Raw genomic sequence first — 16,367 nt, 5'->3', positions numbered from 1 at the left:
GTATCTGTCGATAATCAATATGGAGCTTGTCGCTATTGGTTGCAGTCTCCATGTCTGTGTTTATAGAGCATCAGTCGAAACCGAGTTCGACACGAGCCTCTTCGCTCATCATCGACTGATCCCAAGCGGGTTCAAACACGAGGTTGACGTTGGCTGTTTTCACACCATCCACACCTTCCAGTTTGGTGCGTACATCTTCCAGTATAAAGTCAGCAGCCGGACAGTTTGGTGCAGTGAATGTCATGTCGAGTTCCACAGCTCCGTCATCTTTCACATCAATCTTATAGATCATGCCCAGATTGTAGATATCTACGGGTATTTCCGGGTCATATACAGTTTTGAGCACATCCACGATGCGTTCTTCTATTTGTGTCTTTTCTTCTTGTGTCATAGTCTTATTTGTTTTCTTCTTGCAAAGATATATCTTTTTTCCCAAACCACCAAAAATAGGGTGCATGGATGAAAAAGGAACGGGTACACAAGTGGTGTGTCATAGAAAAATCGTATCTTTGCAGTGATGAACAGGAAGGAACATAAGCTATATTAACTATGTCACATATTGCTAACCTATGAAGAAGCGAAATTTGGTATCCTATATAGCTATTCTCATGGCAATAGGATTTATCATTGCGGTAGTTGGAATTATCATCGATGGGCAGGTGATGCAGAAGTCCTATGAAACAACGGCAGCCCAATCGTATAATTATCGTATGGCTATTCTTTAGTTTTCATATTGGCCATTCTGACTTATGTCATTGGATTCTTGTCGTTGGCGGTAGTGCCTATGCTTATGGATAAGATGAGGACAGAACAACAGCTGGAGGTTGAATGGAAACGTCCTCGATGCCTGTTCTTCTTGTCTTATAGTCTCTTGGTGTTGTCTTTACTGTTTCCAGTGATATTGTCTTATTGTGATAACTGGGGAGTTGTTCCCTTGATATTATTGTTTGTATTGGGCATTCTCGGACTACTTTTGGGAAGAATGGCTATTCGTGGCATGTTGAATATGTTTGTCTCTTATACTGAAACGACATTGTGATATCAAAATGATTCAGCCGCATTTGATTTTTCAAATGCGGCTGAATCGTTGTGTATGAGAACGGGAAAATCCGTTGAAATCAGGCCTTTTTATTTATTTGGCGTATTCCAAACCTTAGTTTTGGTGCAGGTGGTGGGAGCGGTAAGGCGTGCAACGCGCAGCAGGAAATCACCCTCTTCGAGTGTCCAGCGACCGTCGGCACCCACGAAGGCAAGGTCTTTTGCCGGCAGAGTGAAAGTCACAGTTTTTGTTTCACCTGGTTCGAGACTAATCTTGGTGAAGCAACGCAGACGCTTGTTGTCGGGCACTATCGATGCTATGAGGTCGCTCGAATAGAGCAATACCGACTCCTTGCCAGCACGGCTACCCGTGTTTTTCACATCCACCGTAACGGTCAGCGTATCGTCGGCAGTGAAGTTTGCCTTATCCACCTTTAGATTGGCATACTCAAAAGTAGTATAGCTCAGACCGTAACCGAAGGGCCATTGCAGCGAAACCTTCGCATCGTAGTTGTATGCACCAGTCATGGTGCCCACTTCTTCGCTGACTTTATAGTCGTAGTTAGCCAGTGAATTGATTTCTTTCGGATAGGTGTAGGGCAGTTTCGCAGAAAAGTTAGCGTCGCCAGCCAACAGGTTTGCCAGTGCATCGCCACCGTAGTTGCCTGGCAACATGATGTGGACAATGGCTTTAGCCAGTGGTTCAATGTCGGCGATGAGCCGTGGACGACCTTCGTTGAGCACGAGAACTATGGGCTTGCCAGTCTTTGCCAGAGCCTTCACCAGATTGCGTTGGTTCTCTGACATCCAAAGGTCAGTGAGGTTTCCCGGTGTCTCGCAGTAGCTGTTTTCACCCACACAGGCAATGATGACATCCGCCTGAGCAGCCGCAGCAACAGCTTTTTCGATCTGTGGTTCATTTTCTTCCCAGTACTGTCCCTTTTCGTTGTAGGTCACACCTTGGTCGAGAATCACGTTTTCCTGACCGTATTTGTTGCAGAGTGCTTCATAGATTGTGTTGTATTTCTCTGCTAAGTCTTCAGCTTTGCTACCCTGCCAAGTGTAGCTCCAACCGCCGTTGAGGCAGCGCATCTGGTTGGCATTAGGTCCAGTGAGCAGTATCTTTTTTCCTTTTGCCAATGGAAGAATGCCTTCATTCTTTAGCAGAATCTCAGTTTCCTCGGCGCTACGGAGAGCCATATCAGCATGTTCTTGCGATCCAAACTTCTCATAGCCCTTGCCTCCGGTGTTTGGTTCGTCAAACAGTCCGATGCGGTATTTCAGTCTGAGGATGCGACGCACGGCATCGTCGATACGCTCTTGGCTCACCTTGCCCTCGTTGACGAGTTGTTTCAGCAGTATGCAAAACTCCACGCTGTATGGGTCCATCGACATATCGATACCGGCATTGATAGCAATGCGGATCGCATCTTTCTTGTCTTTTGCCACTCTTTCGCGGGTAAAGAGATTGTTGATGTCAGCCCAGTCGGTGACAATCATTCCGTCCCAGTTCAAATCTTTCTTAAGCCATTGAGTAAGGTATTCGTAGCTGGCGTGCACGGGTACACCGTTGATGCTTGACGAATTGACCATGATGGTGAGTGCGCCAGCCTGCACGGCAGCCTTGAAAGGCTCGAAATACTTTTCTCTCAACACGTTTGGAGCGATATACGCCGGTGTGCGGTCTTTGCCGGTGAAGGGAGCGCCGTAACCCATATAGTGTTTCAAACTGGTAGCTACGTTATAGCGTGAGAGGTGGTTGTGGTCATTGCCCTGATAGCCCATGATTTCAGCTTCAGCCATGCGTGCATTGACAATGGGGTCTTCGCCGAAGCTCTCCCAGATGCGCGACCAGCGTGGATCTCTGCCGAGGTCGGTCACAGGGTTATATACCCAAGGACAGTTGGCAGCGCGGCTTTCGTATGCAGTAACCTGTGCTCCGGTGCGTGCCAACTCAGTATTGAATGAAGCAGCGATATTGATAGGTTGCGGAAAGAGCGTTCCGCCTTGAGTATAGGTCACTCCGTGGTTGTGGTCCAGACCGAACACATCGGGGATGCCGATATGTTTCATCGATTTTTTCTGTATCAGCCGAATCCACTCCTGCCATTGTTCTACGGTAGCAGCGCGTGTTCCCGGTGCATTGAGCAGCGATCCCACTTTGTATTTAGAGATACAGGTGTCAAGCATCGTCTCGTTGAGTTTCCATTTTCCCGATGCGTCGTATGTCCCCATGATATCGAGGTTGAGTTCGAGCATCTGGCCTATTTTCTCATCGAGGGTCATTTTGGCAAGTGTCTTTTCTACTTTCGCTTCCAACTGTTCATCGCGTGGAATGGCGGGTTTAGCTGTCTGTGCTGCAGCCCATGCCGAGCAACAGCAAACCACAGCCAAGAAGTATTTTCTCATCATAGTGTAGTATGGTTAGTTATAAATATGAATATGTTTTCAGTGACTGCAAAGTTACTAAATAGTGGGCAGAGTGCCAAACAGAGTCGTTCTTTTTTATTTGTTTTTTCCGCTCAGCGCCCTCATGGCGTTGAGTACCGCCAGTACGGTGACGCCCACATCGGCAAACACAGCCATCCAAAGTGTAGCCATACCGAAGGTTGCCAATAGCAGTACAGCCACCTTGATGCCAATGGCGAGCACCACATTCTGGCGTGCTATGGCGATGGTGTGGCGTGCAATGCTCACGGCAAGTGCAATCTTAGAGGGTCGGTCGTCCATCAATACAACGTCGGCAGCCTCTATGGCAGCATCGCTACCCAGTGCGCCCATGGCAATACCCACGTCGGCTCGTGCCAGTACGGGCGCATCGTTGATACCGTCGCCCACAAAGGCAAGGGCTTTATCGACGGGTTTTTCCTGTATCAGCCGTTCCACATGTGCCACCTTATCGGCTGGCATGAGTTCGGCGTGAAATTCATCTATATGAAGTGTCTCCGCTACATGTTGTCCCACTTCCTGTCGGTCGCCGGTGAGCATGACCGTGCGTTTGATGCCCAACTGCTTGAGTTTGTTGATGCTTTCAATGCTGTCGTCCTTGATATGGTCGTTGATGACGATGTGGCCTGCATACTGTCCGTCGATAGCCACATGGATGATAGTGCCGATGTGATGGCAAGGATGCCACTGTGCGCCTATGGCTTCCATCATGCGCTGATTGCCCACACAGACGATGTGGTCCTCAACCTGTGCGCGAATGCCCTGTCCTGCCACTTCTTCCACATGGCTGATGCGGCATCCGTCGGTAGCCTCTTCGGGGAACGCATTACGCAGGGCAGCTCCGATGGGATGGGTGGAAAAATGCTCTACGTGGGCAGCGAGGTGAAGCAGTTGACGCTCGTTGAAATGGTCGGGATGCACCGCTTCTACGGCAAACTGACCGTGGGTGAGGGTGCCCGTCTTATCGAAAACCACCGTATGGAGGTTGGCGAGTGCATCCATATAGCATGCCCCTTTCACCAGTATGCCGTGGCGCGACGCTCCACCGATGCCTCCAAAGAAGGTGAGGGGAATGCTGATGACGAGAGCGCAAGGGCACGATACCACCAAGAACATCAGTGCGCGGTAGAGCCATGTGGGGAAGTTTTCGATGAAATCGCCGGAAATGAGTGGCGGAACCACCGCCAGTATCAATGCAGCAACGACCACTACAGGGGTGTAATAGCGTGCAAAGCGGGTGATGAAAGCCTCGCTTTTCGACTTGTTGTCGCTGGCATGTTCCACCAAATCGATGATTTTCGACACGGTACTGTCGCCGTAAGTCTTGGTCGTAGTGACGTTGATGACACCGCTGAGATTGATACATCCCGACGTGATGTCGTCGCCTTCATGGATGTCGCGCGGTTCACTTTCACCCGTTAGTGCCACGGTGTTGAGTGCCGATGAGCCTTTGCAGACCGTTCCATCGAGGGGCACTTTCTCGCCCGGTGCGATGATGATGGTTTCTCCTACTGCCACATCTTCCGGTTTTGCATCGACGGTTTGACCGTTGCGCACCACGTGTGCCACATCGGGGCGTATGTCCATGAGGTTTGAAATGCTTTTGCGGCTCTGCCCTTCGGCATAGCCTTCAAACATTTCGCCTATCTGGAAGAACAGCATGACGAATACTGCTTCGGGAAATTCGGTGTCGGCACCGGGCAGAAATCCGATACACAACGCACCGATAGTGGCTATCGCCATGAGGAAATCCTCGTTGAACGCATCGCCATGGAGCAGTCCTTCGGCGGCTTCGCCCAGCGTTTTATGACCCACCAGGAGGTAGGGCACGAGATAAATGAGCAACAGTTGCCATGTGGGCAACGTGAGATAATGTTCTATGCAGACCGCACCGATGAGCAGTATGATGGTTGTGGCGATGACAGCCAGTTGTCGGTGAAGGCTGTTATGGTCGTGATGGTGGTGATGGTCTTGACCTTCATTGTGATGATGATGGTGTGCTTCTGCCTCAGAATGACAGTTGCAGCTGCAGTGACTGTGATGTTGATGTTCGTGTGCCATATATTATAATACGTGTTTGTTTCTGATGGCAAAGGTACACAAACCAGTGTCACGATGATATGAAAACATGGAAAAACCGCTGTTTCTTGCAACCCGATTGCAAGAAACGGCGGTTGGATTAGAAATGATAGGTAAGTCCGGCTCTCACTTCAAAGGTCTTCGCCTTGACGTCGGCATAGTATTTGTAGTGGGTTTGTCGCTCGAAAAACGAACTTGCCATCAATAGGCTCCAGCGCTTTGGCAAGTCGATTTCTATCATCGGACTGACCACCAGAAGGCGTGCATTGCCTTTGTCTCCCTGTGCATTGAGATACAGCGGGTCGATGGTGCTGAGGTCTTTATTCTCGTAACCCTTCCATGTGAAGATGCGGAAATAATGCACATTGAGGATGAACCTGCCGAACCTGCCTATCTCCATGTGGGTCTTGGCCTTGATGCTGTAGCCGCTTCCCATGTTGTAGTCGCGGTCAATCACATTGAAATAGTCGCTCTTTGTGCCGCCCAGCAGTATGCCGCTGAGGAAAATGCGCTGTTCGAGACGCGTCAGCGCTCCCACCTTTGGAAATCCTACGATGACTCCCGGTCCCACCGATGCCGCTTCGCTGATGCGATAAGGGGTGAGATCCGACCCGTTTTTCACTGGTTTCGAGTCGTAATAATTGAAGTGTTGATAGATGCCAAACTCAACATCCATGGATTTTCCCCAATTGAACGGTGCCGACCAGAGACGTCCCAGAATGTGCAAGGAGTTGATGATGGGCTGGTTTTTGCTGAGTCCGAAGGTCACTTCAGCACTAAAGAAATCGTAGGGCTTGTTGTGGTTTTCACCATCCATGGCATCGCCGTATTCCATAAAGAGATTGACGTAGGGATTGTGTTCGCCACGGAAGATTGCACCATTGTCTGCCAGATAGCGGTCGCCCACACTGATGGAACAGTCGAGGGGGAATGCCTCACGGTCGTGGTGCAGGTAGTGGGTGGACCTCACGCGCCATGCTTCGCCCGTGATGATGCGGTTCAAACCCTTGATGGGATTGATGATGGTGGCTGCTGCCTCACGCAGGAATCGCGGGAAACCATAGGCGCGGTCGTCGAGAATGATGTCGCTGACGCGGTGTGTCACCTCTCCTATGCAGATGCCTCCCATGGTTGTAGCTATCAAATCGTTGATGGCTGGCGGTTCTTTCTCGCCTGCCACTTCCCACATGAGCGATCCAAAGAAGGAGTAGGGAGCCGATTGCCAGAAGTTGAGCCCATTGCTTCGTGCGGCATTGTAGTAGAGGTTGCCGTGGTAGGGATGGGCAAAAAGGTTGGTGGAAAACTGGTCGTTGTCCCACACAAAGCCGTTGCGGATGTTGTGACCAATGGAGTTGAGCGTGGTTTTGGCAAATTCCTCGCCCAGCACAAAACGGTCGAAACAGTGGACAAATACGTTGATGCCCGTGGCTTCGACAGCTGCTCGCCAAGGTTTTGGTTTGAGGGGCAGTGCCATGATGGAATCTGTGCGATCCATGATATCATCGTCGTTGCGTCTGATGTCGAAGATGTCTTGCGGCTGTGAACGCTGGTGGCGTATGGTCAGACCTGCCTCGATGAGCGGGCGGTTGCGGTAGTGTCGGTTGTGGCTGTAGTATCGGGTGTCGCCATAACCCACGGAGACAAAGGCACCAAGATACTTGCCCAACTGGTAGTCGGCATTGATGCGTGCCTGTATGGAATAGAGTCGTTCAGGCTTGTCGGCCTTGTGTTGGAAGGTCTCTATATGGTAGAAGCCCACATCGCCACTCAGTGTCAGTCGTGGTGTGAGGTGGAAATACTGTCCGATGCGATAATAGATGGCACCGGAGAAATCGCGGTCGAGACCCATATAGTGGGTTCCCGCACCAAGAATGTTATAGGTGCTGCGGTTGCGGTAGCGCACGGCAGCATTGAACTTGGTGCTCGATCCGGCAGAAAACATATAGTCGATGGTGGTCTTGGCATTGATATTGACCAGTCCTATCTTGTGTGCCAAGGTGTCGCGAGTGACGTTGACAATGCCCACCTGCCATCCCCTTGGATGTGCCAGTGCCACATTGATGAGTCCTATCTGCGAACCGTTGAGCGAGTCGGCATAGTTGGCAGCAGCCAACTGAATGCCGCGCATATATCCCGACGACACGTTGAGGGCACCTCCCAGCTGTATGCCTTTCTCCACTCCCATCGCGATATTGCTGATGGCGCTGAGCTGTATGCCTCGGAAAGGAGCCGCCGACATATTGGTAATGGGGGAGAACTGCACACCGTTGGCATAACTGTCGGCAATGTTTGCCACCAGTCCAAACTGCACATAGCGCATGGAATCTTGGTGACTGACAATACCTATAGGATAGTTTTGGGCGCTTGCCCCGCATGCTGCACATAGGGCAACGACCAGTGCGGCTATCTTGCTGAAGTGATGGAAAATGGTAGTTTTCATGATGCAAATATAACTATTTGTCGGGATAAACATCGTGATTGCCTCCGCATTTTATACTTTGTTAGTAATTGCGGTTAAGCGTTGAGGCTGAAGCTGATGAGGCTTTGCATGGAAGGGAATATGCATCATGTGACTAACCATAGTCGATGACAGGTATTGAGATTGTAGTCTAAATCTTTAAGTAATAGCGCGTTGCCGTTATGTGAAAGCCGTATCTGTTAGCAAATCAAATTGATTTGCCGAGGAAAACAAATTGATTTGCCGAGCAAAGTAAATTGATTTGCTGAGGAAAGTAAATTGATTTGCTGAGGAAAGTAATTTGTTTTGCAAGGCTATGAAACTTGCGCAACGTAGTCTGAAGATATGTATAGAAGGTAAACGAAATATTCGTTGATGATGCAAATTCATTGAGTTTGCTGACCAAATTCATTGAAATTGCTGAGTAAATTCATTGAATTTGCTGAGCAAATACATTGAAATTGCTGAGAAAGGTATGCTGCGTGATGATTCTATATGGCTGATATTCAAGACAAACGACCCTCTTCTCGATAACTATAATAACGTCCGTCGGTGATGATGATATGGTCGAGCATGAAGATACGCATGGTCTGGCAAGCCTTTCTCACCAGTTCCGTCAGGCGGTCATCGTTGCTACTTGGGCGATGGTTGTTGCTGGGATGGTTGTGGCAGATGGCAACTATAGTGGCATTGGCAAGCAAGGCCTCTTTCAGTATGATGCGCACATCGACCGCCGTTTCGCTGATGCCGCCATGGGAGAGACGCACTGCCTTGAGGAGATTGAAATTCTGATTCATGAGCAATGCCCATGCCTCTTCCACATCAAGGTCTTGCATCTTGGGGTGCATGTATTGATAGATCGCCTCTGCCGAATCGAGCTTAGGACGCACTTCTGCCTTTTCCATCTGGCGGCGCTTGCCCAGTTCGCATGCCGCCATAATGGTGACAGCCTTGGCAGGCCCCACACCTTTGTACTCCATGAGTTGGGCAATGCTGCGCTTGCCCAGCGTGTTGAGGTTGTTGTTACAGTCGTTGAGCACCCGTTTCATCAGATCGACGGCACTCTCTTCTGGGGTGCCCGAACCGATGAGAATGGCCATGAGCTCGGCATTGCTCAATGCTTCGGGACCCAGTCGCATGAGTTTTTCACGCGGTCGGTCGTCTTCTGCCCATTGGGTGATGCTGAGTTTGTCCATACGGATGCTACTCGACAGAGTAAGTTTATTTATAGAAATTCTTCTCGAAAGCCGTAAACTCGTCTTGCTTTCTGACACAGCGCTTCCACCAAGACTCTATGAATCCGAAGCCATATCCCATAAGCTGGACAAAGGCGGCGGGCACACTGAGGATGCCAACCTTCAGACTCTTGTTGCACACGGTGGAGTTGATCAGAATGATGAGTGAATAGAGTAGGATGGGAATCCACGGACAGACAAACAGCCACAGCCATTGGCCTTCGGGACAATAGTGCATCAGCGCACGGCCTACGGCGCTGGCAAGGATAAGGGCAATGACGCCTACGGTGAAGACCATAGGCAGCAGATGCACTAATTTGAGCGTGCCGGGATGGAGCTTCTCAAGGTTGATGCGTGCTATGCCGCTGTTATACACCTGGCGGAAAAACTTGCGGAAGTCGGTGCGGCGCTTATGCCAAACCCATGCTTCGGGGAAGAGTCGGGTGGAATAGCCTGCTTCTACTATGCGATAACTGAAGTCGATATCCTCGCCAAAACGCATCTTGGCAAATCCATTCAGGTGTGCATAGACCTCGCGACGAATACCCATGTTGAACGAACGGGGATAGAACTTGTCGAGTTTGGCTTTGCCACCGCGGATGCCGCCGGTGGTAAAAAAACTCGTCATCGAGTAGGAAATGGCCTTCTGGATGGCAGTAAACGAGGGATGTGAAGCGTCGGGACCGCCGAAAGCATCGACGGGATGCTGATTCAACTCGCGGTTGATGGCAGCAAGATAGCCGTCGGGCAATACCACATCGGAGTCGAGCACGATGATATAATCGCCTGCAGATCGCTCAGCACCATAGTTGCGGCTCATGCCGGGACCGCTGTTTTCCTTATTGTAATAATGCAAATCAAGGATGCTTGCGAATTTCTCGCAAACATCCTTGCATGGGATTTGTGATCCGTCCTCTACTACAATGACCTCAAAATCGGTCTCTGTTTGAGAGCAAAGACTCTCAAGCAACTCGCCTATCTCATCGGGGCGATTATAGACGGGGACGATGATGGAATATTTCATTTACTCCTTTACGCGGTTCAAGTAACTGCCGTCGCGGGTGTCAACCTGTACGAGGTCACCCTCGTCAATAAACAGGGGAACGCGAATCTCTACACCAGTCTCCAGTGTAGCAGGCTTGGTAGCATTGGTAGCGGTATCGCCCTTGATGCCTGGCTCAGAGTGAGTGATGCGAAGATTGGTCTTCACAGGCATTTCGGCAAAGAGGATAGTGTTGGTGTCGGCGTCGCTGACAACTTCTACGATATCGCTCTCCTTCATGAAATCAACACCGGTAATCAGATCCTTGGCAATGGGAATCTGGTCGAAAGTCTCTTGGTTCATGAAAATGTAGTCAGCACCTTCCTGATAAAGATACTGGTAGGGACGACGCTCCACACGAACGTCTTCAAGGGCTTCACCGATGTTGAAGCGCTTTTCCAATACACGACCGCTTACCACATCCTTGAGAGTAGTACGCATGATGGTGTTTCCTTTACCTGGTTTCACGTGGAGGAAGTCGATGCAGAAATAGAGCTTGCCATCCATGCGGATGCAGGTGCCCTTCTTGATGTCTTGTGATTTAATCATATTGTTTTATCTGTAAAATTGTAACTTCTTATGGCTTAGTTTGTAAAAAGCGGTGCAAAGTTACGAAGAAAATATAAAAAAACGGCTTTTTATGTGCTAAAAATCGTATAAAACTTGCGTATTTCGAAAATAATGCGTAATTTTGCAACCCGAATTATGGAATAATAACAAAAATAAAAATATAATAAGACAATGAAAAGAACATTTCAGCCTCACAATCGTCGTCGCGTGAACAAGCATGGTTTCCGCGAGCGTATGGCAAGCAAGAATGGTCGTCGCGTGCTGGCTTCACGCCGCGCTAAGGGCCGTAAGAAGTTGACCGTATCTCACGAGAATCACGGTAAGTAAATGGCGGTTTCAGTAGGAGACGAAACAAGAACATAGAGAGACGACCCATGAGGTTGTCTCTCTTTTTTTTGTTTATTCATTTGGTAGTATGGATTATTCTTCGTACTTTTGCCCATTGGTTACACCTATTAATAATATATGAACGTCAAGGAATTCTTTGGAAAACTGTTCAGTCCCTATCTGTGCTTCCATCTGCTGGCTATGGCGGCAGTGGTCATACTCATCGTCGTGGGCATCAACGTGGGACTCAGTATATATACTAAGCACGGAGTGGGAATACCCGTGCCTGACCTGAAAGACATGGATTATAACAAGGCAGACCAACTGCTGCAGCAAGACGGACTGAAAATTGCTGTCAGCGACTCTGGCTATGTCAAGACTCTGCCTGCCAACTGCATTCTCGCACAAAGCCCAGACTATGGCACAAAGGTGAAAGAAGGCCGCGTCATCTATGTCACGGTCAACTCGCCATCGTCGCCTACAATAGAAATACCAGACATTGTTGACAACTCAAGCTACAGAGAAGCTGAGGCGAAGCTCAAATCGCTCGGATTCAATGTGCTGCCTGCAAAAAAAGTAGCAGGAGAGAAAGATTGGGTCTATGGCATACTCTGCAGAGGAAGAAGAGTGGCTAATGGAGACCGCATCTCTATAGAATATCCACTCACACTCATGGTGGGAAAAGGTACCTACGATGACCAAGATGTAGATATAAACTATGTGGGACCCGATGCCGGATATGGCAACGAAACACAAAGTGGGGGAGATGTCGATGATTTTCAAGAAGTGACAGCACCATAACCATTGACCGCCAACGCCGATATAACGACTGTAATGAAAGATAAAAGCAACGAAATAAACGAAATAGGATACGACGAAATCGAAATGGATGACGATTTCGGACTCGATGCGGACCAACAAGGGAGCAACGACGGACCTTCTGACGACGGACTGTATGAGCATTTGCGCATGGAAGTCGATAAAGGACAAGTGCCCGTGAGAATCGACAAATATATGTCAGAACATGTGCAGCACTCGTCCAGAAACAGAATACAGAAGGCTGCCGATGCGGGATATGTACATGTGAACGGCAATCCTGTCAAAAGTAACTATAAGGTCAGACCGGGTGATATCATCACGCTGATGCTCGACAGGCCACACCATGATACGTCAATCGTGCCGGAAAACATACCAATCGATGTGGTATATGAGGACGACCAACTGATGGTGGTCAACAAACCAGCAGGACTCGTGGTGCATCCGGGATGTGGAAATTTTACAGGAACACTCGTCAATGCCATAGCATGGCACTTGCGGGATCTGCCGACATACGACCCCAACGACCCCGCTGTGGGACTCGTACACCGTATAGATAAAGATACAAGCGGACTCCTCGTCGTGGCTAAAACACCAGAGGCAAAGACAGAACTCGGTGCCCAGTTCTTCAATCACGATACACACAGAAGTTATAATGCACTCGTATGGGGAAACCTTACCGAAGACAGTGGACGCATAGAGGGAAATATAGGACGCGATCCGAAGGATAGACTGCGCATGGCGGTATTCACACCAGGCGGAGATATCGGTAAAACGGCGGTCACACACTATCGGGTACTGGAGCGATTCGGGTATGTGACACTCGTCGAATGCAGACTCGAAACTGGGAGAACACACCAGATACGTGCACACATGAAACATATAGGACACCCGCTCTTCGGAGATGAACGATATGGCGGAATGGAAATACTAAGAGGTGAACGCTCTGCATCCTATAAGGCGTTTATACAAAACTGCTTCAAAATATGTGGAAGGCAAGCGCTACACGCACGCACACTCGGATTTGTGCATCCTGTCACCAAACAGCAAATGGACTTCAATTCGCCATTGGCAGCTGATATGGAGGCGCTGATTGAAAAATGGCGCAAATATATGAAACCGGAACAACAAACAATATAACAACATACACGAATGATCAACAATTTGAAACGTGACATCGCCATCGTATGCGGTGGCGACTCTTCAGAACACGACGTATCGCTGCGCTCAGCACAAGGACTCTTTTCGTTTTTCGACAAAGAGCGGTATAATGTATATATCGTCGATGTAAAAGGACAGGACTGGAATGTGGAACTGCCCGACGGAACTACTGCGCGCATCGACCGTAACGACTTTTCTTTTGTGGAAAACGGAAAGGCTAAAACATTCGATTATGCCTATATCACCATTCATGGAACACCGGGAGAAAACGGTATCATGCAGGGATATTTCGACCTCGTGGGGGTGCCATACAGTACAAGTGGCGTGCTCGTTGAGGCTATGACTTTCGATAAGTTTGTGCTCAACCAGTATCTCAAAGGATACGGAGTGAGCGTGGCTGATTCCCTGCTCATCAGACAAGGATATGAAGAACTGGTGTCTGACGAGGAAATTGAGGCTCGTATCGGAATGCCATGCTTCGTAAAACCGGCTGCTGATGGATCGTCATTCGGTGTTTCCAAAGTGAAAAACCGTGACCAACTGGCTCCTGCTATCAGAAAAGCTATGATGGAAAGCTCGGAAGTGATGGTCGAACAGTATCTGGAAGGTACCGAGATTTCTATCGGTGTATATAAGACTAAAGAGAAATCGGTTGTGTTTCCTGCTACAGAAGTCGTGACAACAAACGAATTTTTCGACTATGATGCTAAGTATAATGGACAGGTACAGGAGATTACACCTGCCCGTCTGCCAGAAGATGTGACACGTCGCGTTAAAGAAATTACCAGTCATATCTATGATATCCTGCACTGCAATGGCATCATACGCATTGACTATATCATCTCTAAGGAGGGAAAAATTTCTATGCTCGAAGTGAATACAACTCCTGGAATGACACCTACCAGCTTCATACCGCAACAGGTTAAGGCTGCGGGACTCAAAATGAGCGACGTGCTCACCGATATTGTTGAAAACCAATTCTGATACGAATATTATGGCTATTCCTGCTGAATTCGACGAGATAAGACCCTATGATACGGGAGAAGTGCAACAGGCTTTCAATGAATTGCTTGCTGACAGACAATTCTCGACCATGCTACGTGGCATCGTGCCGTGGCTGCCTAAATCATTGAGAAACGCTGTGCTGAAAATGGCTTTCATTGGGGTTAAGTCGCCACTCGACTTCCAGAAAAGGTTTATGAAACCTATCGTGCGACATATCATACGGAAGCATACGGACGGATGCACATTCGATGATAACTGTTTGCCACGCGATTTCAGTCTCCGATATACATTTGTCAGCAACCATAGAGATATCGTACTCGACTCGGCGCTACTCGACGTCATGCTTGTAAAAACGGGATATCCTACTACCGTGGAAATAGGTATCGGCGATAACCTCCTGATTTACCCATGGATAAAAAGGTTGGTGCGCATGAACAAGGCGTTTACGGTCAGACGGGGACTCACGCCAAAAGAGATGTTGCGCTCTAGCCAAATCATGAGCAGATATATACATTATGCGGTAACACAAAAGCATGAAAATATCTGGATCGCACAGCGTGAAGGAAGAGCAAAGGATTCTGACGACCGTACGCAGGATTCTGTACTGAAGATGTTGGCAATGGGAGGCGAGGGGAAACCTATCGATAGCCTCCGTGAAATCAATATCGTTCCACTCACCATCAGCTATGAGTTCGACCCATGCGATTATCTTAAAGCACAGGAATTTCAGCAGAAACGTGATAATCCGGCATTCAAGAAAAGTCGCCAGGATGATCTCGATAACATGAAAACAGGTATCTTTGGATATAAGGGACGTGTGCATTATCATTGTGCAGCACCCATCAATACATGGATCGACGAACTCGGTGATCTGCCAAAAACGGAGTTTTTTGCAGCACTCAGTAAGCGTATTGACCGTGAACTGCATGCTAATTATTGTCTGTTCCCCTGCAATTACATCGCACTCGATGAGTTGGAAGGAACAAAAAAATATGCACAACATTATACCGAGGCGGACAAAAAACGATTCGAAGACTATCTCAAAGGACAATTGGAGAAGGTGAAAATCGCTAATCCTGACGAGAAATTCCTACGGGAACGCATGCTTACCATGTATGCAAATCCATTGCGCAACTATCTCAAAGCCAAAGCGGAGTAAACTGCAGCAGCTATAAGTTGGCGCATGACATATAATAAACGGAAATCTCTGGGGCTTCTTTCCGAAGAAAACCTCAGAGATTTCTTTTTTCTATCATACGACCTCCATCACTTCAATATAATGAAGGTAAAAGATTTCCAGATGGTTTGAATGTCATTTTCAGATATTCAAACGCTGACTTCTCAGTGGCTTTCCCCAGTTTCTTGGATATTCTTATGTACCTTCTTGGATATTCTTTCACAGCTCCCTGGATATTCTTTCGTAGTCTCCAGATCTCTTGGGCAACTCTATATATCATCTTTCAGACGTATGATTAGTATCCGGATCGTGTTCGATTGGTATTCGATGGTCGTTCGGCTTGTGTCCGATTGTTGTTCAATTGATGTTCTATAACGCTTTCTCAATACATTTCGAACACCACGATAACGTCATGTCTCAAAGCTTGTTATCCAACGAAGGTGTTCGAATGTTCGATTTTTGCTACCTCACGTGCGTGTGTGCATGCGTGCGTAATGCCTCAAGATTCTCATCTTACAAAGTCAAATGAGCATTTCGTTCAAGCAACCCTGACTTGATCATTTTATCATCATGACTTTCATTTTCTCTTCTCCAACCGCACCGTTCTTTGCACATTTCCGCAAAGCTTCCCTCTAAAAACGGAATTCAGGAATAGCGGCATTGGTGCGTTTCGGGTGCTTTTTCAGCCATCGGAAATGAAGAAAAAGATTTGTGCGCGTCCACACGTCCTTTATATATAATAAATAAGGAGTTCCCGTTTTGCGGCTTGACAGAAATCAATCTCTGCAAAAAAGTTTCATGCAATCTGCATTTTTTTTCTCGAAAAAGTTTGGTAGTTCAGAAAAAAGCCGTACCTTTGCATCCGCTTTCAGGAACACAACACCTGACAAGCACTGAAGGAAGAGTTCTTTGAAAGATTTACATAAAACAGAGAAGTAGTAGTACAAGAAGCGAGACTTACTTTTTATGAGTACAGTCTTGGGTGAATTTACGAACCGTCGATTTTTAGGA

Annotated in this window: 13 protein-coding genes; 6 read left to right on the top strand and 7 right to left on the bottom strand. The window is 48.2% G+C overall.

Translation table 11 applies throughout. The features are described from left to right. Positions 1-70: 70 nt before the first annotated feature. Positions 71-391 carry a metal-sulfur cluster assembly factor gene (locus tag CIK90_RS09140; protein ID WP_094391781.1) on the bottom strand — a complete coding sequence of 107 codons (321 nt, stop codon included), beginning with the start codon at positions 389-391 and terminating at the stop codon, positions 71-73. A 178-nt stretch (positions 392-569) separates the two neighbouring features. Between CIK90_RS09140 and CIK90_RS14220 the strand changes: the two genes are divergently transcribed. Further along, on the top strand, positions 570-725 hold the full coding sequence (locus tag CIK90_RS14220; protein WP_158216051.1) for a hypothetical protein: 156 nt from the start codon (positions 570-572) through the stop codon (positions 723-725). A 403-nt stretch (positions 726-1,128) separates the two neighbouring features. Here the strand turns inward: CIK90_RS14220 and CIK90_RS09130 are convergent, their stop codons facing one another. The 6 genes from CIK90_RS09130 to efp form a co-directional block, all read right to left on the bottom strand. Further along, the gene (locus CIK90_RS09130) at positions 1,129-3,447 is read right to left on the bottom strand and encodes a glycoside hydrolase family 3 N-terminal domain-containing protein (RefSeq protein ID WP_094465080.1); all 2,319 of its coding nucleotides are present in this window, start codon (positions 3,445-3,447) and stop codon (positions 1,129-1,131) included. Positions 3,448-3,543: 96 nt separating this feature from the next. Further along, positions 3,544-5,547, bottom strand: a complete 2,004-nt coding sequence (locus CIK90_RS09125; protein WP_094391770.1) for a heavy metal translocating P-type ATPase — start codon at positions 5,545-5,547, stop codon at positions 3,544-3,546. Between the two features lie 118 nt (positions 5,548-5,665). Further along, a complete protein-coding gene (locus CIK90_RS09120; protein ID WP_254046323.1) occupies positions 5,666-8,005 on the bottom strand; it encodes a DUF3943 domain-containing protein in 2,340 nt (779 codons plus the stop codon). Positions 8,006-8,529: 524 nt separating this feature from the next. Continuing rightward, positions 8,530-9,219, bottom strand: coding sequence for a DNA repair protein RadC (gene radC, locus CIK90_RS09115; RefSeq protein ID WP_094391772.1), 690 nt, complete (start codon positions 9,217-9,219; stop codon positions 8,530-8,532). Positions 9,220-9,244: 25 nt separating this feature from the next. Continuing rightward, on the bottom strand, positions 9,245-10,282 hold the full coding sequence (locus tag CIK90_RS09110; RefSeq protein WP_094465034.1) for a glycosyltransferase family 2 protein: 1,038 nt from the start codon (positions 10,280-10,282) through the stop codon (positions 9,245-9,247). After that, a complete protein-coding gene (efp, locus tag CIK90_RS09105; RefSeq protein WP_094391774.1) occupies positions 10,283-10,849 on the bottom strand; it encodes an elongation factor P in 567 nt (188 codons plus the stop codon). Positions 10,850-11,041: 192 nt separating this feature from the next. Between efp and rpmH the strand changes: the two genes are divergently transcribed. From rpmH to CIK90_RS09080, 5 genes are all read left to right on the top strand, one after another. Then, a complete protein-coding gene (gene rpmH / locus CIK90_RS09100; protein WP_094391775.1) occupies positions 11,042-11,197 on the top strand; it encodes a 50S ribosomal protein L34 in 156 nt (51 codons plus the stop codon). 138 nt (positions 11,198-11,335) lie between these two features. Then, a complete protein-coding gene (locus CIK90_RS09095) occupies positions 11,336-11,998 on the top strand; it encodes a PASTA domain-containing protein (protein ID WP_094391776.1) in 663 nt (220 codons plus the stop codon). Between the two features lie 84 nt (positions 11,999-12,082). After that, on the top strand, positions 12,083-13,153 hold the full coding sequence (locus CIK90_RS09090) for an RluA family pseudouridine synthase (RefSeq protein WP_094465078.1): 1,071 nt from the start codon (positions 12,083-12,085) through the stop codon (positions 13,151-13,153). Positions 13,154-13,168: 15 nt separating this feature from the next. Next, positions 13,169-14,158: a D-alanine--D-alanine ligase gene (locus CIK90_RS09085; protein ID WP_094435498.1), complete on the top strand. Its 990-nt coding sequence runs from the start codon at positions 13,169-13,171 to the stop codon at positions 14,156-14,158. Between the two features lie 10 nt (positions 14,159-14,168). Beyond that, positions 14,169-15,338 carry an acyltransferase gene (locus CIK90_RS09080; protein ID WP_094465032.1) on the top strand — a complete coding sequence of 390 codons (1,170 nt, stop codon included), beginning with the start codon at positions 14,169-14,171 and terminating at the stop codon, positions 15,336-15,338. The last annotated feature ends 1,029 nt before the right edge of the window (positions 15,339-16,367 follow it).

Source organism: Prevotella sp. P5-126, assembly GCF_002251185.1.
Lineage (GTDB): Bacteria > Bacteroidota > Bacteroidia > Bacteroidales > Bacteroidaceae > Prevotella.
Note: the sequence above shows the minus strand (reverse complement) of the source record. Positions and strands in the feature narration are given on the sequence as shown.